Origin of the sequence: Kosakonia sp. S57, from assembly GCF_016516575.1 — a bacterium.
GTDB lineage: Bacteria > Pseudomonadota > Gammaproteobacteria > Enterobacterales > Enterobacteriaceae > Kosakonia > Kosakonia cowanii.
In genome coordinates, this window is the sequence record NZ_JACVUL010000019.1 from 17,321 (window position 1) to 38,753 (window position 21,433).

Below are 21,433 nucleotides of genomic sequence, written 5' to 3' on the forward strand. Positions count from 1 at the left end.
ACGGATGAATAGCCTGAATATCTCACTTTCCCGACGGCGCGGCCTGCAAGCGATGCTGCTTTATGGCATCGCCCCCGGCCTGTTTGCTGCGCCGCCCGCCTTGCCGCGCGCCATCTCACTCTTTCAGGGGGCGACGGACAGCCTGGCCGCGCTCGGCGTGACGCCCTGCGGCATGGTGGAGTCCTGGGCGGAAAAGCCGGTCTACCGCTACCTGCGCCCGCGCTTCTTAAACGTGCCGCAGCTCGGGCTGGAGACGCAGCCGCAACTGGAAAAGATGGTGCTGCTGAAGCCCGATATCATCTTCGCCTCGCGTTTTCGCCACCAGGATGTCGCGCCGCTGATGGCAAAAATCGCCCCGGTGGCGCTGCTCGATGATGTGTTTGAGTTTAAAAAAACGCTCAGCGTGGTTGGTAACAGGCTTGGCCTTGAACAGCGCGCCAGCGCGCTGCTGCACCAGTGGCGGCGCCGGGTGGCAACCCTGCGCGGGCGCATTGCGCAGCATTTTGCCGCACCGCCGACGGTGTCGGTTATCGAAGTGCGCCCCGATCATATTCGCAGCTATGTCGCCGCCAGTTTCCCCGGCTCGGTGATGAGCGAACTGGGTTTTGGCTGGAACAGCGCCGCGCAACAGGCGCGCAGCACCTCGCTGCGCTTCTCCGGCTTCGAGAATATCCCGCTGCTCGATGCCGATCTCTTCTTCATTTTGCTGCGCACAGAGAGCGCGGCGATTATGCGCCACTATCAGGCGCTGACCGCGCATCCGCTCTGGCAACAGCTGCGGGCGGTGAAGGCGCAGCGGTTGTGGACGGTAGACAGCGTGCCGTGGAGTTTGTCCGGCGGCATTCTTGGCGCCAATCACATGCTTGATGATGTCGACGCCGCGCTGCGAGGGGAGGGGGCATGAAGGGGCGCTTTCTGCTCTGCTTTCTGTTGCTGCTGGTGATGGCGGCACTCAGCGTAATGGTTGGTACGCAAATTTATACGCCGGGCGAGATTGCGCGCGCGCTGTGGCAGCCGGATGCCACCCTCGCGCGGGATGTGATTATTCACACCTCGCGTTTACCGCGCACGCTGCTGGCGGCGGGCGTCGGTGCCTTCCTCGCGGTGGCGGGGGCGTTAATGCAGGCACTAACACGTAATCCACTCGCCTCGCCGGGGCTGTTTGGCGTCAATGCGGGCGCGGCGCTGTTGATTGTGCTGGCGGGCGCGCTGTTCAGCATTGGCGAGGCGTGGATCACGCTGCTGCTCGCTTTTACAGGCGCGTGCCTCACCGGGTCGCTGGTGTGGTTTGCCAGCCAGAGAAGCAGCGGTCAGCTTAACCCGCTGCGGCTGGTGCTGGCGGGCGTGGCGATCACCGCCCTGTGCAACGCGTTTACCCAGGCGATTCTGGTGATGGATCAGGAGAGCCTCGACACCATGCTCTTCTGGCTGGCAGGGAGCCTTGCGGGCAACGATCTCGCGCATCTCTACCCGATGCTGCTGCCGGGTGGGCTGCTGCTGATTGTCGCTATGCTCTGCGGCGGGCAGATGGGGGTACTCAATGCGGGTGAAGAGATTGCCCGCGGGCTGGGGCAGAACATCGCCCGCGTGAGGTTGCTGGCGAGCGTGCTGGTGGTCGGGCTGGCGGGCTGCGCGGTGGCGCTGGCGGGCAATATCGGCTTTGTCGGGCTGATTGTGCCGCACATCGCCCGGCAACTTTTCGGCAGCGATGTGCGCACCCTGCTTCCCGCCTGTGCGCTGCTGGGGGCGTTACTGCTGCTGGCGGCGGATATCGCCGCGCGGGTGGTGATCCTGCCGCAGGAAGTGCCGGTCGGCGTGATGACCGCACTGCTCGGCGCACCCTTCTTTATTCTGCTGGCGCAGCGCCGGGGGCAGCATGCCGGATAGCCAACTCTTTCGCTGCGGCGCGTTTGCCCGGCTCTACTCGCGCCGCCAGTTGCTGATGCTTATGAGCTGCACGCTGATCGCCGCGCTGATTGTACTTATTGCACTGAGCGTCGGCGATGTGCCGATCCCGCTGCTGAATACCCTTCGCTTACTGGTGCTGACAGATAACAGCGCAGAGCATTTTATTCTGCATGAGTTGCGTCTGCCGCGTGTGGCGCTGGCGCTGCTGGCGGGCGGCGGGCTGGGGCTTGCCGGGTTGATTTTGCAAACCCTCGTGCGTAACCCACTCGCCTCGCCGGACACCCTTGGCGTCACCGCCGGTGCCAGTGCCGGTGCGCTGGTGTGGCTCACCTTTTTTAGCCTGCGCTACGGCAGTGCGGGAATGCCGTATGCGGCGATGGGCGGCGCGGCCTGCGCCGTCGGGCTGATCTTTCTGTTAAACGCGCGGCGCGGGTTAACGCCGCTGCGCATGATTTTGACCGGGGTTGGCGTCTCGGCGCTAGCGGGGGCGGTGGTGACGCTAATCCTCGTGTTCAGCCCGCTGACCACCACCTTTTCCGCGTGGGTGTGGCTAAGCGGCAGCGTCTATGCCGCCAGCTGGCCGAAGGTGCTGCACTTGCTTCTCTTCTACCTGTGGGCGATCCCGCTGTTAATCGTTCTGCTGCGCTATCTGAAGGCGCTACAACTTGAGGATACGCTGGCAACCGGGCTGGGCGTGCGGGTGAATGCCATTCGCCTCCTGCTGTTGCTGGCCTGCGTGATGCTCTCCGGCAGCGCGGTGGCGCAGGTCGGGGCGATGGCCTTTGTCGGGCTGGTGGCACCGCATCTTGCCCGCCTCGTGGTGGCGCAGGGGATCTTCAGCCAGGCGTATGTCGCGACGTGCAGCGGCGGCAGTATGGTGGTGGCCGCCGATCTGCTGGCGCGCACGCTGTTTCGCCCCGCCGATCTTCCCGCCGGGATCTTTGTCGCGCTGGCTGGTGCGCCGCTCTTTCTTTGGCTGCTGATAAGGCAGCGTTCGTAAGCAATGGGGAAATTGTGTCTCTGATAACGGAAAAACTGCGCGTCAGCTACGCGCAGCGGCAGGTGATCGACGGGCTCGATTTAACCCTGCCGACGGGCAAAGTGTCGGTGCTGATTGGCAGCAACGGCTGCGGGAAAAGCACGCTGTTAAAAGCGATGGCGCGCCTGCTCACGCCGCAATCCGGTGCGGTCACTCTCGACGGAATGGATATTCACGCCAGCGCCAGCGCAAAAGTGGCGCGCAAGCTGGCGATTTTGCCGCAAACGCCGGTGGCACCGGAAGGCATCACCGTGCGCCAGCTGGTGAGCCTTGGGCGCTTTCCCTATCAAAACTGGCTGCGGCAGTGGTCAACGGAGGACGATCGTCATGTCGATGAGGCGCTGCGCTTAACCGCGACCACGGCGTTGCAGCACCGCCCGGTTGAAGCCCTTTCCGGCGGCCAGCGCCAGCGGGTGTGGATTGCAATGACATTAGCGCAGGCTACCGACACGCTGCTGCTCGATGAGCCGACCACCTGGCTCGATCTGGCGCACCAGGTGGAGATCCTCGAACTGCTGCGCGATCTCAACCGGCGGCAGGGGAAAACCATCATTATGGTGCTGCACGATCTCAATCTCGCCTGCCGCTACGCCGATCACCTGGTCGCTATCCGCGAAGGGCAGGTTGTTGCCGAGGGGGCGCCGCAGCAGATCATGACTGAAGCCCTGGTGAGCCACGTCTTTAACCTGCGCTGTCGCATCATTGACGATCCCTTTTTCCATACGCCGATGTGCATTCCGTTTCCGGGGAATCACCATGCTGAACCCTGACGAGCTCGCCTACCTGCGTAAGGTGTTTCGCCTGCGCACGCTGGACGAGGCCGATACGCGCAGCGTGATAAGCGGCGAGATGCTTAACGCCGACATTTGTGCTGACGTGCTGGATACGATCATGCCGCTGATTGGCGCACCGGATCGCGCTATCGCCGCGTCGCTACTGACCAAGCGGCTCTCCTTTCTGCTAACCGGGAATGTGCTATATGGGATGAGCGTGTTTGATAAAGGGCTGCATCTCTCCCTTGACGCCAGCCGTCTGGAGTTTGCCCATGACAACGGTTTGTGGACCTCGTCACTCCCCGCAGCGCTTACCGTAACCGGCTATGCACCCGGCGCGCGGGACGCGTGGCGCGAAAAGGTGGTCGGCGGGCTGTTTCGCGATTTTATCGCTCCGCTCTGGCACGCGCTTTCAGCGGTGAGCGGCCTGCCTGCGCAAATCCTCTGGGAGAACTGCGCGGTGCGCGTCTACTCGCTCTATGAAGGGCGCATGGAGGGGCTGAACGAAGCGCAGGCCGCGCGTCAGCAGGCGGATTTCGCCTGGCTGATTGCTGAGGCCGACCCAGCGCTGTTTGGCCTGAACTGGAACCCGCTTAAGCGTTTTCGCCGCCCGGCGCAGCGCAATGGCGCAGGCGAGGTGGTGCGTTTTCGCCGCACCTGCTGTTTTTACTACAAAGCCTCAACGCCGGTGGAGTATTGCCTCAACTGCCCGCTCTGCCGGGTTAAGTAGGTGACAGCGTGGGCAGCGGTGATTATGGTAAAGCTTCCTGATCAATCGCCAACGGTCACGCCGTGAAACAGACATTTGCACTCGATTTCTCCCACCGCGCGTTGATTCCCTACGCCCATGACTACCGGCACGGGGAGCATGAGCCGTGGCATTCGCACCCCTGCGACCAGCTGATCCACACCCTGAGCGGTGTGATCCGCGTGGAGACGGAGCAGGGGATCTGGATCGTGCCGCCAGGGCGCGGGGTGTGGATCCCGGCGCAGGTGGTACACACGCTCTTTATTGAGGGCGATGTGCAGGCGCGCGGGGTGTTTGTCGAGCCGCTGGCGAGGGCCGATTTACCGGTGGTATGCCAGGTAGTGCGCGTCAACGATCTGCTGCGCGCCCTGATGGTCGAGGCCCTGCGGCTGGAGGAGCGTTACCAGCCCGGCAGCCGCGCCGAGCGCATCTATGAGCTGATTCTGGATGAGATCCGGCTGATGAATACGCTGCCGTTTTGCCTGCCGGAGCCGACGTCGGCGCGCTTAAAACCGCTGTGTGACGCGATACGGCAAACGCCGACGCAGGCGTGGACGCTTGAGCACGCCGCGCGGCAGGTGAATATGAGCGGGCGCACGCTCGCGCGCCACTTCTACCAGCAGACCGGGTTGCAGTTTAGCGAATGGGTGCGCCGCGCGCGGTTGCTGATCGCCCTGACGCGGCTGGCGAACGGCGAGCCGGTGACGCAGGTGGCGCTGGAGTGCGGCTATGCCACCCCCAGCGCCTTTAGCGCCATGTTTCGCCGGGTGATGGGCGTGCCGCCCGGCGACTACTTTACCCAGTGATAAAGGGCTGCGCGGCGTTAAGCACCGCCTGCAGTGAGGCGCGGGTGATATCGCTGTCGATACTGACGCCCCATGCGCGCTCGCCCCGTGCGTTGGCGCAGCAGACATAGGCCACCGAGCGGCTGTCGCTGTGCTTGCCGAGGGTGTGTTCGTGATAGCTCTCAATATTGATCTCAACGTGCAGGCTGCGGCAGAGCGCGGTTAATGCCGCCGAGAGAAAACCGTTGCCCGTTGCATCCAGCTTCAGCGTCTCGTTATGCCAGCGGATCTCCGCGTGCAGAGTGGTGCGCTGCCCCGGCTGGTTGGTGCAGACATACTCAATCAACGCCAGCGGCGGCTGATCCACCAGGCCGTAGGTCTGGCGAAACAGATTCCAGATCGCCATTTGCGACATCTCTTTGCCTGCGCTGTCCGCCGCCTGTTGCACATGCCCGCTGAACGCCTGCTGAAGCTTACGCGGCAGCGTCAGGCCGTGGTTCTGCTCCAGCAGCCAGGCCGCGCCGCTCTTGCCCGACTGGCTGTTGACGCGAATAACCGCTTCGTAGCTACAGCCGATATCCGCCGGGTCGAGCGGCAGATAGGGCACCTGCCAGACGTCCGCCGGGCTGTTTTGCCGCGCGGCAAATCCTTTCTTAATCGCGTCCTGATGCGAGCCGGAAAAGGCGGTAAAGACCAGCTCACCGGCGTACGGGTGGCGCGGCGCAACTGGCAACTGGTTACACTCCTCGACCACCTCCACCACCTTTTTCATCTGGCTAAACTCAAGGCCCGGCGCGATGCCCTGGGTGTAGAGATTGAGCGCCAGCGTCACCAGATCGGCATTGCCGGTGCGCTCGCCGTTGCCAAACAGGCAGCCTTCAACCCGCTCTGCGCCTGCCAGCAGCGCCAGCTCGGCGCTGGCAATGCCAGTACCGCGATCGTTATGGGTATGCACGCTGATGCACACCTGCTTGCGGCGCGAGAAGTGGCGACAGAAGTGCTCAATCTGGTCGGCATAGACATTGGGCATGCTCACTTCAACGGTGGCTGGCAGGTTGATGATCATTGGTCGGGTGGCGTCCGGTTGCCAGACATCGGCCACCGCTTCGCAAATCGCCAGCGCGAACTCCGCTTCGGTAAAGCAGAAGGTTTCGGGCGAATACTGGAACACCCACTGCGTTTCGGGTGTGGCTTCGCACTGCGCGCGGATTTGCCGCGCCGCGTTGACCGCCAGCGCGACAATCTCCTCTTTGCTCTGGCGGAAAACTTGCTCGCGGAACACCTGCGCGGTGGCGTTATAGAGGTGCACCGTCGCGCGGCGCGCGCCCTGCAAGGATTCAAAGGTGCGGCGGATCAGATCCTCACGCGCCTGGGTTAACACCTGAATGGTGACATCTTCAGGGATGCGCTGCTCTTCGATCAGCTGGCGCACAAAGTTAAAATCCGTTTGCGACGCGGAAGGGAAGGCTACCTCAATCTCCTTAAAGCCGCACTCCAGAAGTAACTCCCAGAATTTCAGTTTGCGTGCCGCGTCCATCGGCTCGGCGAGGGCCTGGTTGCCGTCGCGTAAATCCGTCGACAGCCAGCGTGGCGCGTGGGTCAGGACGTTATCCGGCCAGCGGCGATCGCTAAGCGGCAAAGGGGCATGGGGATGATATTTTTCAGCAGGTGTCGTTAACATTTTCGGCTCTCCACGGGGTGTGGTTTTAGTTTCCACACCGCAGCGGATGCGCGCGCCCGCGCAGCTGACAACCTGTTGCGTAAAAGTGACAACCCGCAGGAAACGCGGGCCCGGTGCATTGCCCGGTGGCGCTGCGCTTACCGGGCCTACGGGAGGTGTATTGTATGCCGGTTAAGAGCGTAGGCCGGATAAGGCGTTAGCCGCCATCCGGCAATCACGCGCACTTACGCCTGCACCCGGTCGCCCACTACCGGCGGCGTCTGCGGTGCATTGGCATTGCCGACGTGGCGATACTTATCCAGCAGATGAATTTGAATGCGGCGCAGCATATCGCCATTGAGTTTGTAAAAACGGAAGTAGACCAGCAGCGAGATGACAAAGAAGCAGGCGGGGAGCGCCAGCATAATCAGTTGCATGCCCATTAAGGTGCTGGCGGACTGCGCCACGTTCGGCACATACCCAATCACCCCGAGCACCACGGCGATAAAGTAAGCCGCAAAGGCCGCGCCCGCTTTCACCACCAGCGTCTGCACCGAGTAGGCGATGCTCTCGCAGCGCACATTGAGTTTGTATTCGCCGTAATCGACGGTGTCGGCAACCATAATCACCTGTAACACCCAGAAGAAGGCTTTGCCGATGCTGAACAGCACGCCCGCCAGCAAAATCACCCATGCGTGGGTCTGGCCGAGCAGCGCCATCCACAGCAGCACGCCGCCGCTGATAATCGGCAGCACCGACGCCCCCGCCCACAGCACGCGGCGTGAGAAGAGTTTTACCAGCTTCGGGAAGAGCATCAGGATCAGCAGGTTCGCGACTCCGGCATAAGACATGTAATAGGGGAAGAGGTCGACATCGCCAATCACATAGGTGAAGTAGTAGATCGCAAAGCCTTCGATGACGTTAGCGGCGGTATTATAGGCCAGCGCCATCACCAGCAGGCAGGCGAGCTGATCGTTCTTAATAATCAGTTGCAGCATCGCTTTCAGGTTCATCGGCGCGCTCTGTTCGCCGCCCTGTTTATCAGAGGAGTAGACCTCATGCACATTGCGCAGGGTGACGATGGTCGAGAGGATAAAAAAGGCGATCAGCACCAGCGTCAGCATCTGGAAGCCAAACCCGCGATCCGCTCCGCCGACGGCGTTCACAAACGGCAGCGCGATCCCCGCGGTAACAAACCCGGCGAGGCTGGCGAAAAAGCGCGGGTAGGGCACCAGCTGTTCGCGCTCGCGCTTGTCCAGGGTGATGGTCGGCACCAGCGACCAGAACGGCACATCCATAATGGTGTAGGTGAAACCCCACAGCAGATAGGTCGCCCACACCCACACCAGCTGGGTGGTGCCGGTAAAGTGGTGGGCGCTGAAGAGCATATAGAGCACCAGCGAGTTGGTCAGCGTGCCGACTAAAATCCACGGCTTGAACTTGCCCCAGCGCGTGCGGGTGCAGTCGACGATCCAGCCCATGATCGGGTCGGCCAGCGCGTCGAGAATGCGCGCCACCAGAAAGAGCGTGCCAACCATGCCGACCGACAGGCCGACAATATCGGTGTAGTAATACATCAAGTACATGTAGACGATGCCGATCGCAAAATCCTTACCAAATGCACCAAATCCGTAGCTGAGCTTTGTTGTGATTGAAATACTCATAGGGTACCGATTGCCTCTTTCAGTGTCGGAAGGGTTGCAAAACCGCCGGGCGCGCGGCCCGGCTAATGCGTTAGCGATGCAGCCACGCGGGCAGCCACTCGCCGTGGCTTGCGATCAGGTCATCCACCAGCGCATAGATTTCATCGATACCAAGCACCGCCGCGGTGTGCGGATCCATCAGCGCGGCGTAATAGACATAATCCCGGTTCTCGGTCAGCACCGCTTCGGTGAGCAGCGTCTGCACATTGATGTTGGTCTGCATCATCGCCGCAAGATGCGCGGGCAACTTGCCGGCTTTGGTCGGCTGAATGCCGTTGGCATCGACCAGGCACGGCACTTCGACGCAGCACCCTTCCGGCAGGTTGTCGATCAGGCCATCGTTGCGCACGTTGCCATAGATTACGCTCGGCTCGCCGGTCCAGATGGCGTTCATAATGGTGCTGGCATACTCCCGCGAGGCTTTCACCTCAATGCGATCGGCGGTTTTATACTCCGCCAGCTCCTTCTGCCAGGTTGCCAGTTGCTCCACGCAGCGTTTCGGGTACTCATCGAGCGGCACCTGGTAGCGTTCAAGTAAATCCTCGCGCCCCGGCTTGATAAACCACGGCGTATATTCAGCGAAGTGTTCTGAGGATTCGGTAACGAAGTAGCCGAGCTTTTTGAACATCTCATAACGCACAATGTTCTGGCAGCGCGGGTTGCCGTGCATGTTCGGCTTCGGCGCGCGTTTCTCGGCATAAGCCTGTAACAGTTCGGGATAGAGGCTGACATAGCTGCCATCCGGCTGCTTTTTCTCCAGCGACAGGTAAAAGGCCATATGGTTGATCCCGGCGCAGCGGTAGCGTAACAACGCCGGGTCGAGATCGAGATCGCGCGCCAGCTCCTCCGCGGTGCCCTGCACCGAGTGGCAGAGACCAACCTGCTTGATATGCGGGTAGCGGGCATAGATCGCCCAGGTGTTCATCGCCATCGGGTTGACGTAGTTCAACAGCGTGGCGTTCGGGCAGACGTCGGTCATATCCTCACAAATTTGCCACAGGTGAGGGATGGTGCGCAGGGCGCGCATGATGCCGCCGGGGCCGAGGGTGTCGGCGATGGTCTGCTCAAGACCGTGGCGTTTACACACCTCAAAATCGGTGACGGTGCAGGGTTCGTAGCCGCCAATCTGGAACGCGACGACCACAAAGTCGGCCCCTTTTAGCGCCGTTTTTTGATCCGTATGGCAAGTGATGTTCCCGTAAGCGCCGACCGAATCCATCAGTTTGCGCACCACGATGTGCGACTCCTCAAGGCGCGTGGCATCAATATCCATCAGCGCTACATGTGCGTTTTTCAGTGCCGGACGCTGGAACACGTCGCCGAGGATGTTTTTAACAAACACCGTAGAACCGGCGCCGATAAAGGTGATTTTTGGTGCAGACATGAACCTTTCTCCCTGATGTGATTGTACGTTCTGAGCGTGGCACGCCAGGCCTGCGCCATCTGCCTTCTTCCCGGCGGGAGATTCCCGAAAACTCAGATCGCGTAATGCGCCGCGCGCGATCTGAGTTTCCGGGAGAAAATGGGCGCTTAAGCAGAGTTAATGGCAACGGCTTTCACTAAACTAGAGCAGGTGAGGGCGCGGTGAAGCGCGAAAGTGATGATGCGGGAAGGATCGATGGCAAAAGAACTTATCAGAGCAGACATGTGCAGCGGGGATGAGAAAACCACGCGCGGCCCGCTGTCGCTCTACTCGGAATACCAGCGCATGGAGATTGAGCTGCGCGCGCCGCTGGCGATGCCCGCCAGCCACTGGCATGGCCAGGTGGAAGTGAATGTGCCGTTTGATGGCGACGTCGAGTACCTGATCAATAACGAAGTGGTGCGCATCAAACAGGGGTATATCACCCTGTTCTGGGCCTGTACCCCGCACCAGCTAACGCGCCCCGGCGACTGTACGCAGATGGCGATTTTTAACCTGCCGATGCACCTGTTTCTCTCCTGGCCGCTGGATCGTGAACTGATCAACCACGTCACCCACGGCATGGTGATCAAATCCCTCGCCGCCCAGCAGCTAAGCGCGTTTGAAGTGCAGCGCTGGCAGCATGAACTCAACAGCGACAACGAGCAGCTGCGCCAGCTGGCGATTGAGGAGATCGCCCTGATGCTCAAACGCTTTAGCCTCTCCGGCTGGCAGCCGATCCTCGTCAACAAAACCTCGCGCACCCATAAAAACAGCGTCTCGCGCCATGCGCAGTTTTACGTCAGCCAGATGCTGGAATTTATTGCGGTCAATTACGATCAGGTGCTGACGATTAACGCTATCGCCGAGCATGTGAAGCTCAATCCCAACTACGCGATGGGCATTTTTCAGCGCGTGATGCAGCTGACCATGAAGCAGTACATCACCGCCATGCGCATCAACCACGTTCGTGCGCTGCTGAGCGATACCGATAAAACGATCCTTGATATCGCGCTCACCGCCGGGTTCGGCTCCAGCAGCCGCTTTTACAGCACCTTTCAGAAGTATGTCGGCATGCCGCCGCAGAAATACCGCAAGCTCAGCCAGCTGCGACGCCAGCAGCATGCGGGTTGAAGTGGCAGGACTGCCAGATATGCGCATTGCCCGATGGCGCTGCGCTTATCGGGCCTACGGAATGCGCTGGCTATGTAGGCCGGGTAAGGCGTTAGCCGCCATCCGGCGCATTGCCCGATGAAACCAGAGCCAAGGTGTGAAAGGTGATCACTTCAGCCAGGTCATTTTTATAAACTGCTGCCGATCTCTGTTTTGATCGAGAATGCACTGCGTTTTTATATCATCCCGGCTTGCCGCCCACTCTCCGACTAACGCTGCGTTCGCCGTACATAATTTATCTCTTGAGATGACCCAGGCTTGTTGAGACTCCTGAAAGTTCTCCCAGAAGATATCTTTGATTTTTATGCCATCGTTGTCATTGAGGCGGTAAGGGGCGTCATAGTTGCTGGCTATATTCTCGTGCAGCAAATGAACGGCGTGATTTAACGAGTCGCTTGAGCTTTTCAACAATGCGATTTTGCATTTCTCTTGCGTATCAATATTGTGCCCATACGCGGGTAGGCTAAGGCAGTGTTGTAATTCACTCCCTATGTGGAGTGGTATCGCACCAGAGATTGATGGCAGAAGAGAGAGTAAAAAGAGAAGGGGAGAAAGACGTTTCATCCTGGGAGCTTCATCCTTACGTCGATAGGTTCAGTAGCCCTGTAATCGCTGTTTTATATATGCCATTAATTAAGGCTTCTCAGCGCGGCAGACCATTTATTGCGGCTAGTTATCTTTGCTACTGGCATGAAGGATTGTCAAATGCAGATGCCCGATGGCGCTACGCTTATCGGGCCTACGGATATGCCGGAGTGATGCTGGGCACCATCCGGCGGGGAATAGCGTAGGCCGGATAAGGCGCGAGCCGCCATCCGGCGCATTGCCCGATGGCGCTACGCTTATCGGGCCTACGGATATGCCGGAATTATGTTGGGCATCATCCGGCGGGTGTTGTGTAGGCCGGATAAGGCGTGAGCCGCCATCCGGCATTGGCTTTCAGGTTACAGCCTGAAGGCGTTCACATCATTCAACAGCTTGCCGGCCTGGTGGCTGAGGGAGTTGGCGGCGGTGGCCATCTCTTCCACCATCGCGGCGTTCTGTTGCAGGTTGCCTTCCATCTGGCTGACGGCGACGTTGACTTGTTCAATGCCGTAGCTCTGCTCGGTGGATGAGTTATTCACCTGGTTTATCAGCACTGTAGTTTCATCCACTGCGCCAAGGGCATCGTTCATGCGCGTGGTGACATTGGCGGCGTAATTCACCCCCTGGCCGACATTCTTAATCGCTTCATCAATCAGACCACGAATATCGCGCGCCGCAACGGATGAGCGTTGTGACAGGGAGCGCACTTCGCCTGCGACCACCGCAAAGCCTTTGCCTTGCTCACCCGCGCGTGCGGCTTCAACGGCGGCGTTCAGTGCCAGGATATTGGTCTGGAAAGCAATCCCATCAATGATGTCTGTAATTTCTGAAATCTTCGCGGAAGAAGCCGAAATATCATCAATCGATTTTTGCAGCGAACTGAGTTCGCGGTGGCTCTCGTTGACCATCGTCTGCACGCGGCCGATATAGGTATTCGCCTCTTTGGCGTTGTCCATATTGTGTTTCACCGTTACCGACAGCTCATTCATGCTGGCTGCGGTCTGCTCCAGTGACGATGCCTGAGACTCGGTGCGCGAAGAGAGGTCATCATTGCTTTTGGCGATCTCGCTGGCGGCGGTATCCACTTCGTTACTGGCATCTTTTACGCTGGCTAATACGTGGCGGATTTTATCCATCAGCGCGTTAAAACTTGCTGCCGTCGCGCCAAGTTCATCGTTATTATTCAGCGCCACTTTATGGGTTAAATCGAGAGAGCGGCTGATTAATCCCATGCTCTCCTGCAAACTTTTTAAGCCCTTACTTAAGTAGCGCAGAATAACCGAGGCGAAGACCGCGACCAGCGCAACCAGAAAGACAATCGTGCCCACTAACAGCCAGAAAGTATTTATATATTGCGTATGGTTATTTTCGGCATACTCTTTCGCAATACTGTAATTGTGCGCCAGCATCTCTTTTAAACCGGCACTTAATGCCACCGATGCATTGGCAGTAACACCGCCGTCAGAGACCATCAGACGCGCCGCTTCTATTCCCTGGTTATGGTAGGTATCAGACATAGCCTCGGTTTTTTGCACATAATCATCAAAAATATCACGCGTCTTTTTCAGTAATTGACCGTCAATTTTATCGCTGACCAGATTGGCCTGGTACTCATCAAAGATCTGGCGAGTTTTATTTAACTCATCTTTCGCCTGCGCCATATGTTTGGTAAACACCGCTTCATCGGTCACCAGCAGCGACATCAGGATTTGGCGTCTTGCTTCTTCGCGGTGCTGCACCGCTTCGCTCAGCTTGCTGATGCTCGGCAGACTATTTGACACAACATAGTCAAAACGCGTTTGCGCATTATCTAATGCCCTGATGCTTAATCCGCCCAGCACAAGCATCGCAATAAAGGTGATGGCAAAAACAATAATTAATTTTCTTAAAATAGTCATAACGGCCTCAGGTGCAATCCATATCCAACGCGGATGCTATTTTTATCGGCGACTAAAGTGAAACCTTCAGCCAGAACATTATAAAAAGAGAGGTCTTTTAAGCCTTTTTTGATCTGGACACGGATTGCGGAGGAATAGTGATTAAATACAATGGGTAGTGATAACTAACAAAAGGTAAAAACCACTTTATATAATATATTTTGGATTCTTTAGATGGTGATTTAAATATATTCCACATCCATTGATGAAAAAGTGGCGTGTTAGTGTAGTGCTGGTGAAATATTAATGAGTAACACTTAATAATAAACTGCGAAACTCTCATCGCGGTGCTCGTTTTGCGGGCCTATTGTGTTCATATTCTACGTGTTTACTCTATGCAGAATTATCCTGTTTCAGGATAGATAAGTAGGACATGGATTTTCAAACTAATGAGATTTTCAGAGAGTAAATATATGGCTTCTGTCTACTCAGACGAGTACCAACGCGTTATCGCGGCACTTAAGCAAGCGCGTAAAGCGCAGGGCATCACGCAGATGCAGCTTGCCGAGGCGCTCGGACGACCACAATCCTTTATCGCCAAGAGTGAGAGCGGCGAGAGGAGGCTGGATGTGGTTGAGTTTGTACATCTGGCGAGGTTGGTGGGGCTGGCGGTAGAAGACGTGCTAAAAATCATTAAGTGAATGGCATGACACAAGATTCATTGCCCCTCCATATGGAGTTTTTGCATGAAAAAAGGAATATCGATTTGCTGCTTTATGGCGGGTGCTTTACTCATTTTTTACTATGTATTCATCACCGTTCCCGTAAAAATCATTGCCATCCATAAAGATAACTACGCCCCGGTTGTTGTCGTTGACCGGCTGCCACTATCAGATGCTAAGAAAATCGCGTGGTGGCGGGATGAAAGTAAAAATATCCTCACCAACGAAGATGACGCGCAAATCCATAATCGCGCGTTGAATTACTACATCTACCGTTTTGGCGAAGGCTATCAGGAGTCAGGCAAAGAGGATCGCCTCTGTTTCGACGATATGAAGGCACCTAAGAATTGCCTTGATAAAGATATTTTAATGATTGTCCGTTACCGAAAAAATGGCGATATTCAGTTCGATATTGATGACGATGCGTACATTCTCAGGCAGAGCGGTGAACTGAAGAAAGTCGATTAAAAGATTAAAGGCTCCCTGCGGAGCCTTTTTTGTTTATGCCAACCTTGGATACCCATCCGCAATCGCATCACCGGTAAATTGCGCGATCCACCCCTCGGGATTATCAAAAATCCTGATCGCCGTGAAGTTCGGTTCCGAACCCATATCAAACCAGTGCGGTGTGCCGGCGGGAACGGAGATAAGGTCGTTTTTCTCGCACAGTACCTGGTAGACCTCGTTGCCGATATGCAGGCAGAAGAGCCCGGCGCCTTCAACGAAGAAACGCACTTCATCCTCGCCATGAGTGTGTTCGCTGAGGAATTTGCTGCGCAGCGCCTCTTTTTGCGGGTTGTCGGCGCGCAGGCTGATCACATCCCAGCTCTGATAGCCTTTCTCCTCCATCAGCTTATCAATGGCATGCTGATAGGCGTTGATCACCGTTTCCAGCGTTGGGTTAGCGCCCAAATCGCGGTCGGCCTGCCAGCGCTCAAAGCGTGCGCCTTTGGCATTCAACTTCTGCTGAATCTCTGTGGCGTCGGTGCTGTGCCATACCGGCGTGCTGGCATCGGTGTCGGTGTAAATCGTCAGTGCGCTCATGAGGGGATCTGCTCCGGCTTGATGGTGCTGAATGAGTTAACCTGGTGATGATGGCTGGCTGCGTCATCATCATCGCGAATCAGTTGCGTGGTGCGAAAACCGGCCTCTTCGGCAGCGTCCAGCTCCTGATGAATGTCGGAGAGGAAGAGAATAGAAGAGGGCGGTAGCGCGAGCTGTGCGGCGATATTGCGATAGGATTGCACTTCGCGCTTCGCACCGACCAGCGTGTCGAAATAGCCGCTAAAGAGATGAGTAATATCACCTTCGTCGCTGTAGCCAAATAACAGTTTTTGCGCAGCAACGGAGCCAGAGGAATATACATAGAGATCAATGCTCTGCGCCTTCCAGTTCTCCAGCGCGGGCAGCACGTCGGGGTAGAGATGGCCGGTAAAATCGCCGTTCACGTAGCCATCGCGCCAGATAATGCCCTGAAGTGCTTTTAACGCCGTCGATTTGCGGTCTTCATCCATAAATGAAAACAGGACTTCGATAAGATCAGCGCTGGTGGCGTTCGGTTGCGCAATCTCTTCTCGCAGATTATCAAGAATGGTGCTGACCGGCTCCTGATACTGCTGCGCGGTGACAAAACCCGCCAGCCGCTCGCGGGCGTAGGGGAAGAGAACGTTATGCACAAAGCGGATATCGCTGGTGGTGCCTTCTATATCGGTGACAATCGCGCGGATCATAATCTCTCCAGCAGTCGGCGCTGCAATTCGCATTCAAATAAAAACTCCAGCCCTTCGAGGTGACGGCGCGCTTCGGCGACGTCGCGCCCCCAGCAGGTTAACCCGTGGCCGCGCAGCAGAAAACCATAACGTAACGGGTTTGATTCAGCATAAGCGGCGATGCGCCCGGCGAGCGCGTCGATATCCTGATCGTTATCGAAAATGGCAATCGGCACGCTATCGAGGTGCGTCTGCTGCCCGCTGAGGGATTTTTGCATCTCATACCCGCTTAGTTGCAGCGCGGCGCTTTTCTCCACCCGCGACAGCACGGTGGCGTTGACGGTGTGCACATGTAGCACCGCGTTAGCGTCAGGGTAGAGGCGGTAAATCAGGGTATGCAGACCGGTTTCGGCGGAGGGTTTGCGCCCGGATGGCGCATGGTTATCGGCGATGGAAACCTGCAAAAAATCCTCCGGCGTCAGGCTGCCTTTATCTTTCCCGGACTCGCTCAGCCAGCACCATTCGGCACTTTGGCGCAGGGACATATTACCGCCCGTCGCGGGTGCCCACCCTTTGGTGCCGATCCAGTGGCAGGCAGAAACAAGTTGCTGGAGTTGCAGGTTGTCGGTCATCGCGTTTCCTTATCAGGAATATCGTTGTGATATAGACGTCTAAGCGTCTTGATTGCCAAATACTAGCATCGTGTTATAGTGGCGGCAACTTGAGTCTCGACAGCAGGCACGAAAAGATGCGCAATAACCCTTTGATTCCTGAGAGTAAACTCCCCGCTTTAGGCACAACTATCTTCACGCAAATGAGCGCGCTCGCCCAGCAGCATCAGGCGATTAATCTTTCACAAGGCTTCCCGGATTTTGACGGCCCGCGCTATTTGCAGGAGCGGCTGGCGTATCACGTTGCGCAGGGCGCAAATCAATATGCGCCGATGACCGGCGTGCAGGCGCTGCGTGAAGCGATTGCCGAAAAAACGGCGGCGCTTTATGGCCATCAGCCGGACGTGAACAGCGACATTACCGTCACTGCCGGGGCGACGGAAGCGCTCTATGCGGCGATCACCGCGCTGGTGCGAGAGGGCGATGAGGTGATCTGTTTCGACCCAAGTTACGACAGCTACGCGCCTGCGGTTGAGCTTTCTGGCGGGGTGCTGAAGCGCATCGCCCTGCAACCACCGCACTTTCGCGTTGACTGGCAGGCTTTTGCCGCGCTGCTCAGCGATCGCACCCGGCTGGTGATTGTTAATACGCCGCACAACCCGTCGGCGACGGTGTGGCAGGAGGCCGATTTTGCCGCGCTGTGGCAGGCGATTGCCGATCGGGAGATCTATGTGCTGAGCGATGAAGTCTACGAGCATATCTGCTTTGCCGAGGGCGGGCATGCCAGCGTGCTGAAGCATCCGCAGCTGCGCGAGCGCGCCGTTGCCGTGTCGTCGTTTGGCAAAACCTATCATATGACCGGCTGGAAAGTGGGGTACTGCATTGCGCCCGCCGCCATCAGCGCCGAGCTGCGCAAAGTGCACCAGTACTTAACCTTTTCGGTGAACACCCCGGCGCAGCTGGCGCTGGCCGATATGCTGCGCGCCGAGCCGCAGCACTATCGCGAATTGCCGGAATTTTACCGCGCGCGTCGTGACGTGCTGGTCAATGCGTTGCGAGAGAGCAAGCTGGAGATTTTGCCCTGCGAAGGAACCTACTTTTTGCTGGCGGATTACAGCGCCATCTCCGATCTCGATGATGTCGCGTTTTGCCAGTGGCTGACCAAAGAGGTGGGGGTAGCGGCCATTCCGCTGTCGGTGTTCTGCGCCGATCCCTTCCCGCATAAGCTGATTCGCCTCTGCTTTGCGAAACAGGAATCGACGCTGCTGGCGGCGGCAGAGCGCCTCTGCACGCTGTAGCGGCTTACTTCTCGCCCATAATCGTTTTGAGCTTTTCCGCATCCGGCAGGCCGACCGCCTGCTGGAGCACATTCTCTTCATTCATATAGTAGATAGCGGGTGTGGCGTTGGCCACGAGATCGTCCATGATTTTCTGATTCAGATTGAGCGAGCGCATAATCGCCGGCGGAATGGTTTTCGGCAGCGCCAGCGTCATTTTCCCGTTCGACTGCTCATACTCATGCCAGCTTTTGGCCGGATCTTTCGCGCTGAGGATCGCCGCTGCCGCCGCCGGGCTTTCCGGTTTGATCACGCCGACCATTAAGGTGCGGATCTGCACCTTGCCGGACTCCACCCACGGGCGCGCCTGCTGCCAGAACTGTTTGCAGTAGGGGCAGTAGGGATCGGCAAAGACATACACCACGCGCGGCGCGGTTTTTTGCCCGTCGAGGATCCACTCCGCTTTCTCCATCCGCTGCCAGAGTTCGCGCCCGGCCGGGCCATAGAGCTCCTGATTGAACAGCTTTTCGCTGAGATTGGTGCCCGCGTCGTCATACATATAGCCCGAGATGGCGTGTTTACCGTCCGGCGTGACGTAGATGGTGACGCCCATCTCCTGATATTTACCCAGATAGCCCTTCATCCCGCCCGGCGCGTCAAAGGATTTAATGATGGTAATGCCTTGCTTTTCAATGGCTTTAACCGGTGCGGGCAGATCTTCGGCGTGCAGAGTCAGCGGCAGCAGGGTCAGCATCAACAGGCGTTTGAGCATAAAAATCCTTATCAATTCAGTGGGTAAAGGTAAGAAAGGCTAAACCTATCACAGCCATAGGCAAGAGACAGGGAATAATGATTGTCGAACTCCCGGGGGAGTGGTGTAATCAACCCTGTTTGCCGTCGACAGATGGCAGGCGTATCGCACAGCCAGCGTGCTGGCACTGAAGTCACCCGCGGGTATTTCAGATATTGAGGCCACCCGTACCGGTGGCCTTTTTACTTTTGGCTAATATCTGTTCACAGAGTTGTTCGTTGGCGGTTGTTAGCTAACGCTTATTGATTTGATAATGCAAACGCATTAGCCGTCGTAAGCAAAGTTCGTTAACTTATGCCCCAACGAAAACACGGAGGAAGTATAGATGTCCTTAATTAACACCAAGATCAAACCTTTCAAAAACCAGGCGTTCAAAAACGGTGAATTCATCGAAGTAACCGAGAAAGATACCGAAGGCCGCTGGAGCGTCTTCTTCTTCTACCCGGCTGACTTCACCTTCGTATGCCCGACCGAACTGGGCGACGTGGCTGACCACTACGAAGAACTGCAGAAACTGGGCGTTGACGTTTACTCTGTTTCCACCGACACCCACTTCACGCACAAAGCATGGCACAGCAGCTCTGACACCATCGCGAAAATCAAATACGCGATGATCGGCGACCCGACTGGTGCCCTGACCCGTAACTTCGAAATCATGCGTGAAGACGAAGGTCTGGCAGATCGCGGTACCTTCATCGTTGACCCGCAGGGCATCATTCAGGCTATCGAAGTGACCGCTGAAGGCATCGGCCGTGACGCATCTGACCTGCTGCGTAAAATCAAAGCGGCTCAGTATGTTGCTTCTCACCCAGGCGAAGTGTGCCCGGCTAAGTGGAAAGAAGGCGAAGCGACCCTGGCTCCGTCCCTGGACCTGGTTGGCAAAATCTAAATTTCCGGCGGCGCAAAGTCTCTCCCGGTCTGCAAAACGTAGGCCGGGTAAGCGTAGCGCCACCCGGCGTAAAACGGGTGCATTGCACCCGTTTTTCTTCCACACACCATGATCCAAGTTGCATCCAGGCGGCTCCAATGAGGCAGCTTGCATGATGATGTTTTAAGAGAAGGATACCGACATGCTCGACACCACAATGAAAACCCAGCTCAAGGCTTATCTTGAGAAACTGACCAAGCCTGTTGAGTTGATCGCGACGCTGGATGACAGCGCAAAATCGAATGAGATCAAAGAGCTGCTGGGCGAAATCGCCGAGCTCTCTGACAAAGTGACCTTTAAAGAGGACAACACCCTGGCGGTGCGTAAGCCCTCTTTCCTGATCACCAACCCTGGCTCGCACACTGGCCCGCGCTTTGCTGGCTCTCCGCTGGGTCATGAATTTACCTCGCTGGTGCTGGCGCTGCTGTGGACCGGCGGTCATCCGTCGAAAGAGGCGCAGGCGCTGCTGGAGCAGATCCGCGATATCGACGGCGACTTCGAGTTCGAGACTTACTACTCGCTCTCCTGCCACAACTGCCCGGACGTGGTGCAGGCGCTGAACCTGATGTCGGTGCTGAACCCGCGCATCAAGCACACGGCGATTGACGGCGGCACTTTCCAGAACGAGATCACCGATCGTAACGTGATGGGTGTTCCGGCGGTCTACGTTAACGGTCAGGAGTTTGGTCAGGGTCGTATGACGCTGACAGAGATCGTGGCGAAAATTGATACCGGCGCGGAAAAACGTGCGGCGGAAGAGCTGAACAAACGTGACGCTTACGATGTGCTGATTGTCGGCTCCGGCCCGGCGGGCGCAGCGGCTTCCGTCTACTCTGCCCGTAAAGGCATTCGTACCGGTCTGATGGGCGAACGCTTCGGCGGCCAGGTGCTGGATACCGTTGATATCGAAAACTACATCTCCGTGCCGAAAACCGAAGGCCAGCAGTTTGCGGGTGCCCTGAAAGCGCACGTTGCGGATTATGATGTTGACGTGATCGACAGCCAGAGCGCCAGCAAGCTGGTTCCGGCGTCGGTTGAAGGCGGCCTGCATCAGATTGAAACCGCGTCTGGCGCGGTGCTGAAAGCGCGTACCGTCATCATTGCGACCGGTGCGAAATGGCGCAACATGAACGTGCCGGGCGAAGATCAGTATCGCACCAAGGGCGTGACCTACTGCCCGCACTGCGACGGCCCGCTGTTTAAAGGCAAGCGCGTGGCGGTGATCGGCGGCGGTAACTCCGGCGTGGAAGCGGCTATCGATCTCGCCGGGATTGTTGAACACGTGACGCTGCTGGAGTTTGCTCCGGAGATGAAAGCGGATCAGGTGTTGCAGGATAAAGTTCGCAGCCTGAAGAACGTCGATATCGTTCTGAACGCGCAGACCACCGAAGTGAAAGGCGACGGCACCAAAGTGACCGGCCTTGAGTACCGCGACCGCGTGAGCGGCGATGTGCATCAGGTTGCGCTGGCGGGGATCTTCGTGCAGATCGGTCTGCTGCCGAACACCACCTGGCTGGAAGGCGCGATTGAGCGCAACCGCATGGGCGAAATCATCATCGACGCCAAATGCGAAACCAGCGTGAAAGGCGTCTTCGCGGCGGGTGACTGCACCACGGTGCCGTACAAACAGATCATTATCGCTACCGGCGAAGGTGCCAAAGCGTCGCTGAGCGCGTTTGATTACCTGATCCGTACCAAAGCGTAAGCAAAATTAGAAAGTAA

Annotated in this window: 21 protein-coding genes; 12 read left to right on the top strand and 9 right to left on the bottom strand. The window is 57.5% G+C overall.

The features are described 5' to 3' along the window. Positions 1-4: 4 nt before the first annotated feature. The 6 genes from IAE48_RS17500 (at position 5) to IAE48_RS17525 (ending at position 5,274) form a co-directional block, all read left to right on the top strand. Complete coding sequence (locus IAE48_RS17500; RefSeq protein ID WP_200135128.1) at positions 5-904, top strand: iron-siderophore ABC transporter substrate-binding protein; 900 nt, start codon at positions 5-7, stop codon at positions 902-904. Further along, positions 901-1,887: an iron ABC transporter permease gene (locus tag IAE48_RS17505; RefSeq protein ID WP_200135129.1), complete on the top strand. Its 987-nt coding sequence runs from the start codon at positions 901-903 to the stop codon at positions 1,885-1,887. Before IAE48_RS17500 ends, IAE48_RS17505 begins: the two co-directional genes overlap by 4 nt. Then, positions 1,877-2,908 carry an iron ABC transporter permease gene (locus tag IAE48_RS17510; protein ID WP_200135130.1) on the top strand — a complete coding sequence of 344 codons (1,032 nt, stop codon included), beginning with the start codon at positions 1,877-1,879 and terminating at the stop codon, positions 2,906-2,908. Before IAE48_RS17505 ends, IAE48_RS17510 begins: the two co-directional genes overlap by 11 nt. An 11-nt stretch (positions 2,909-2,919) precedes the next feature. Next, complete coding sequence (locus IAE48_RS17515; protein WP_200135168.1) at positions 2,920-3,717, top strand: ABC transporter ATP-binding protein; 798 nt, start codon at positions 2,920-2,922, stop codon at positions 3,715-3,717. After that, entirely contained in the window at positions 3,704-4,450 is a 747-nt protein-coding gene (locus IAE48_RS17520) for an IucA/IucC family C-terminal-domain containing protein (RefSeq protein WP_200135131.1), read from the top strand. Before IAE48_RS17515 ends, IAE48_RS17520 begins: the two co-directional genes overlap by 14 nt. A gap of 62 nt (positions 4,451-4,512) precedes the next feature. Next, positions 4,513-5,274: a helix-turn-helix domain-containing protein gene (locus tag IAE48_RS17525; protein WP_200135132.1), complete on the top strand. Its 762-nt coding sequence runs from the start codon at positions 4,513-4,515 to the stop codon at positions 5,272-5,274. On the opposite strand, the gene leuA is transcribed toward IAE48_RS17525, so the two are convergent. From leuA to IAE48_RS17540, 3 genes are all read right to left on the bottom strand, one after another. Continuing rightward, on the bottom strand, positions 5,264-6,934 hold the full coding sequence (gene leuA / locus IAE48_RS17530; protein ID WP_200135133.1) for a 2-isopropylmalate synthase: 1,671 nt from the start codon (positions 6,932-6,934) through the stop codon (positions 5,264-5,266). The genes IAE48_RS17525 and leuA overlap by 11 nt on opposite strands. A gap of 224 nt (positions 6,935-7,158) precedes the next feature. Further along, positions 7,159-8,577 (bottom strand): melibiose:sodium transporter MelB, encoded by a 1,419-nt coding sequence (melB, locus tag IAE48_RS17535; RefSeq protein WP_076769537.1) that lies wholly within the window; start codon positions 8,575-8,577, stop codon positions 7,159-7,161. Between the two features lie 70 nt (positions 8,578-8,647). Beyond that, positions 8,648-10,000 carry an alpha-glucosidase/alpha-galactosidase gene (locus IAE48_RS17540; RefSeq protein WP_200135134.1) on the bottom strand — a complete coding sequence of 451 codons (1,353 nt, stop codon included), beginning with the start codon at positions 9,998-10,000 and terminating at the stop codon, positions 8,648-8,650. A gap of 234 nt (positions 10,001-10,234) precedes the next feature. Between IAE48_RS17540 and melR the strand changes: the two genes are divergently transcribed. Then, positions 10,235-11,152 (top strand): transcriptional regulator MelR, encoded by a 918-nt coding sequence (gene melR, locus IAE48_RS17545; RefSeq protein ID WP_042715696.1) that lies wholly within the window; start codon positions 10,235-10,237, stop codon positions 11,150-11,152. A 147-nt stretch (positions 11,153-11,299) separates the two neighbouring features. Here the strand turns inward: melR and IAE48_RS17550 are convergent, their stop codons facing one another. Together IAE48_RS17550 and IAE48_RS17555 are read right to left on the bottom strand one after the other, a co-directional pair. After that, a complete protein-coding gene (locus IAE48_RS17550; RefSeq protein ID WP_200135135.1) occupies positions 11,300-11,755 on the bottom strand; it encodes a lysozyme inhibitor LprI family protein in 456 nt (151 codons plus the stop codon). Between the two features lie 380 nt (positions 11,756-12,135). After that, entirely contained in the window at positions 12,136-13,674 is a 1,539-nt protein-coding gene (locus IAE48_RS17555; RefSeq protein WP_200135136.1) for a methyl-accepting chemotaxis protein, read from the bottom strand. 452 nt (positions 13,675-14,126) lie between these two features. Here IAE48_RS17555 and IAE48_RS17560 point away from each other — a divergent pair, with 452 nt between their 5' ends. Both IAE48_RS17560 and IAE48_RS17565 read left to right on the top strand, forming a co-directional pair. Continuing rightward, complete coding sequence (locus IAE48_RS17560) at positions 14,127-14,354, top strand: helix-turn-helix domain-containing protein (RefSeq protein ID WP_200135137.1); 228 nt, start codon at positions 14,127-14,129, stop codon at positions 14,352-14,354. Between the two features lie 45 nt (positions 14,355-14,399). Next, positions 14,400-14,843, top strand: a complete 444-nt coding sequence (locus IAE48_RS17565; protein ID WP_200135138.1) for a DUF943 family protein — start codon at positions 14,400-14,402, stop codon at positions 14,841-14,843. Between the two features lie 33 nt (positions 14,844-14,876). Here IAE48_RS17565 and IAE48_RS17570 read toward each other — a convergent pair whose 3' ends face one another. From IAE48_RS17570 to IAE48_RS17580, 3 genes are read right to left on the bottom strand one after another with little or no spacing between them, the layout of a single operon-like run. Next, positions 14,877-15,419: an acireductone dioxygenase gene (locus tag IAE48_RS17570; protein WP_200135139.1), complete on the bottom strand. Its 543-nt coding sequence runs from the start codon at positions 15,417-15,419 to the stop codon at positions 14,877-14,879. Beyond that, positions 15,416-16,105, bottom strand: a complete 690-nt coding sequence (gene mtnC, locus IAE48_RS17575) for an acireductone synthase (protein ID WP_200135140.1) — start codon at positions 16,103-16,105, stop codon at positions 15,416-15,418. The genes IAE48_RS17570 and mtnC overlap by 4 nt, the downstream gene beginning before the upstream one ends. Then, a complete protein-coding gene (locus IAE48_RS17580; protein ID WP_200135141.1) occupies positions 16,102-16,716 on the bottom strand; it encodes a methylthioribulose 1-phosphate dehydratase in 615 nt (204 codons plus the stop codon). The genes mtnC and IAE48_RS17580 overlap by 4 nt, the downstream gene beginning before the upstream one ends. Before the next feature lie 116 nt (positions 16,717-16,832). Between IAE48_RS17580 and IAE48_RS17585 the strand changes: the two genes are divergently transcribed. Then, positions 16,833-17,993, top strand: coding sequence for a pyridoxal phosphate-dependent aminotransferase (locus tag IAE48_RS17585; protein WP_200135142.1), 1,161 nt, complete (start codon positions 16,833-16,835; stop codon positions 17,991-17,993). Positions 17,994-17,997: 4 nt separating this feature from the next. Here IAE48_RS17585 and dsbG read toward each other — a convergent pair whose 3' ends face one another. Continuing rightward, positions 17,998-18,744 (bottom strand): thiol:disulfide interchange protein DsbG, encoded by a 747-nt coding sequence (gene dsbG / locus IAE48_RS17590; RefSeq protein ID WP_200135143.1) that lies wholly within the window; start codon positions 18,742-18,744, stop codon positions 17,998-18,000. 364 nt (positions 18,745-19,108) lie between these two features. Here dsbG and ahpC point away from each other — a divergent pair, with 364 nt between their 5' ends. After that, positions 19,109-19,672, top strand: a complete 564-nt coding sequence (gene ahpC / locus IAE48_RS17595; RefSeq protein WP_023479935.1) for an alkyl hydroperoxide reductase subunit C — start codon at positions 19,109-19,111, stop codon at positions 19,670-19,672. Between the two features lie 181 nt (positions 19,673-19,853). Continuing rightward, positions 19,854-21,416 (top strand): alkyl hydroperoxide reductase subunit F, encoded by a 1,563-nt coding sequence (ahpF, locus tag IAE48_RS17600; RefSeq protein WP_023479972.1) that lies wholly within the window; start codon positions 19,854-19,856, stop codon positions 21,414-21,416. Positions 21,417-21,433 lie beyond the last annotated feature (17 nt).

Bases quoted from the DNA above. Each gene is read 5' to 3' on its own strand.
- leuA (WP_200135133.1), bottom strand. From the start codon at position 6,934: ATGTTAACGACACCTGCTGAAAAATATCATCCCCATGCCCCTTTGCCG.
- ahpC (WP_023479935.1), top strand. From the start codon at position 19,109: ATGTCCTTAATTAACACCAAGATCAAACCTTTCAAAAACCAGGCGTTC.
- ahpF (WP_023479972.1), top strand. From the start codon at position 19,854: ATGCTCGACACCACAATGAAAACCCAGCTCAAGGCTTATCTTGAGAAA.
- IAE48_RS17565 (WP_200135138.1), top strand. From the start codon at position 14,400: ATGAAAAAAGGAATATCGATTTGCTGCTTTATGGCGGGTGCTTTACTC.
- IAE48_RS17555 (WP_200135136.1), bottom strand. From the start codon at position 13,674: ATGACTATTTTAAGAAAATTAATTATTGTTTTTGCCATCACCTTTATT.
- IAE48_RS17570 (WP_200135139.1), bottom strand. From the start codon at position 15,419: ATGAGCGCACTGACGATTTACACCGACACCGATGCCAGCACGCCGGTA.
- dsbG (WP_200135143.1), bottom strand. From the start codon at position 18,744: ATGCTCAAACGCCTGTTGATGCTGACCCTGCTGCCGCTGACTCTGCAC.
- IAE48_RS17550 (WP_200135135.1), bottom strand. From the start codon at position 11,755: ATGAAACGTCTTTCTCCCCTTCTCTTTTTACTCTCTCTTCTGCCATCA.
- IAE48_RS17585 (WP_200135142.1), top strand. From the start codon at position 16,833: ATGCGCAATAACCCTTTGATTCCTGAGAGTAAACTCCCCGCTTTAGGC.
- IAE48_RS17540 (WP_200135134.1), bottom strand. From the start codon at position 10,000: ATGTCTGCACCAAAAATCACCTTTATCGGCGCCGGTTCTACGGTGTTT.
- IAE48_RS17510 (WP_200135130.1), top strand. From the start codon at position 1,877: ATGCCGGATAGCCAACTCTTTCGCTGCGGCGCGTTTGCCCGGCTCTAC.
- IAE48_RS17500 (WP_200135128.1), top strand. From the start codon at position 5: ATGAATAGCCTGAATATCTCACTTTCCCGACGGCGCGGCCTGCAAGCG.
- mtnC (WP_200135140.1), bottom strand. From the start codon at position 16,105: ATGATCCGCGCGATTGTCACCGATATAGAAGGCACCACCAGCGATATC.
- melR (WP_042715696.1), top strand. From the start codon at position 10,235: ATGGCAAAAGAACTTATCAGAGCAGACATGTGCAGCGGGGATGAGAAA.
- IAE48_RS17580 (WP_200135141.1), bottom strand. From the start codon at position 16,716: ATGACCGACAACCTGCAACTCCAGCAACTTGTTTCTGCCTGCCACTGG.
- IAE48_RS17560 (WP_200135137.1), top strand. From the start codon at position 14,127: ATGGCTTCTGTCTACTCAGACGAGTACCAACGCGTTATCGCGGCACTT.
- IAE48_RS17520 (WP_200135131.1), top strand. From the start codon at position 3,704: ATGCTGAACCCTGACGAGCTCGCCTACCTGCGTAAGGTGTTTCGCCTG.
- IAE48_RS17505 (WP_200135129.1), top strand. From the start codon at position 901: ATGAAGGGGCGCTTTCTGCTCTGCTTTCTGTTGCTGCTGGTGATGGCG.
- melB (WP_076769537.1), bottom strand. From the start codon at position 8,577: ATGAGTATTTCAATCACAACAAAGCTCAGCTACGGATTTGGTGCATTT.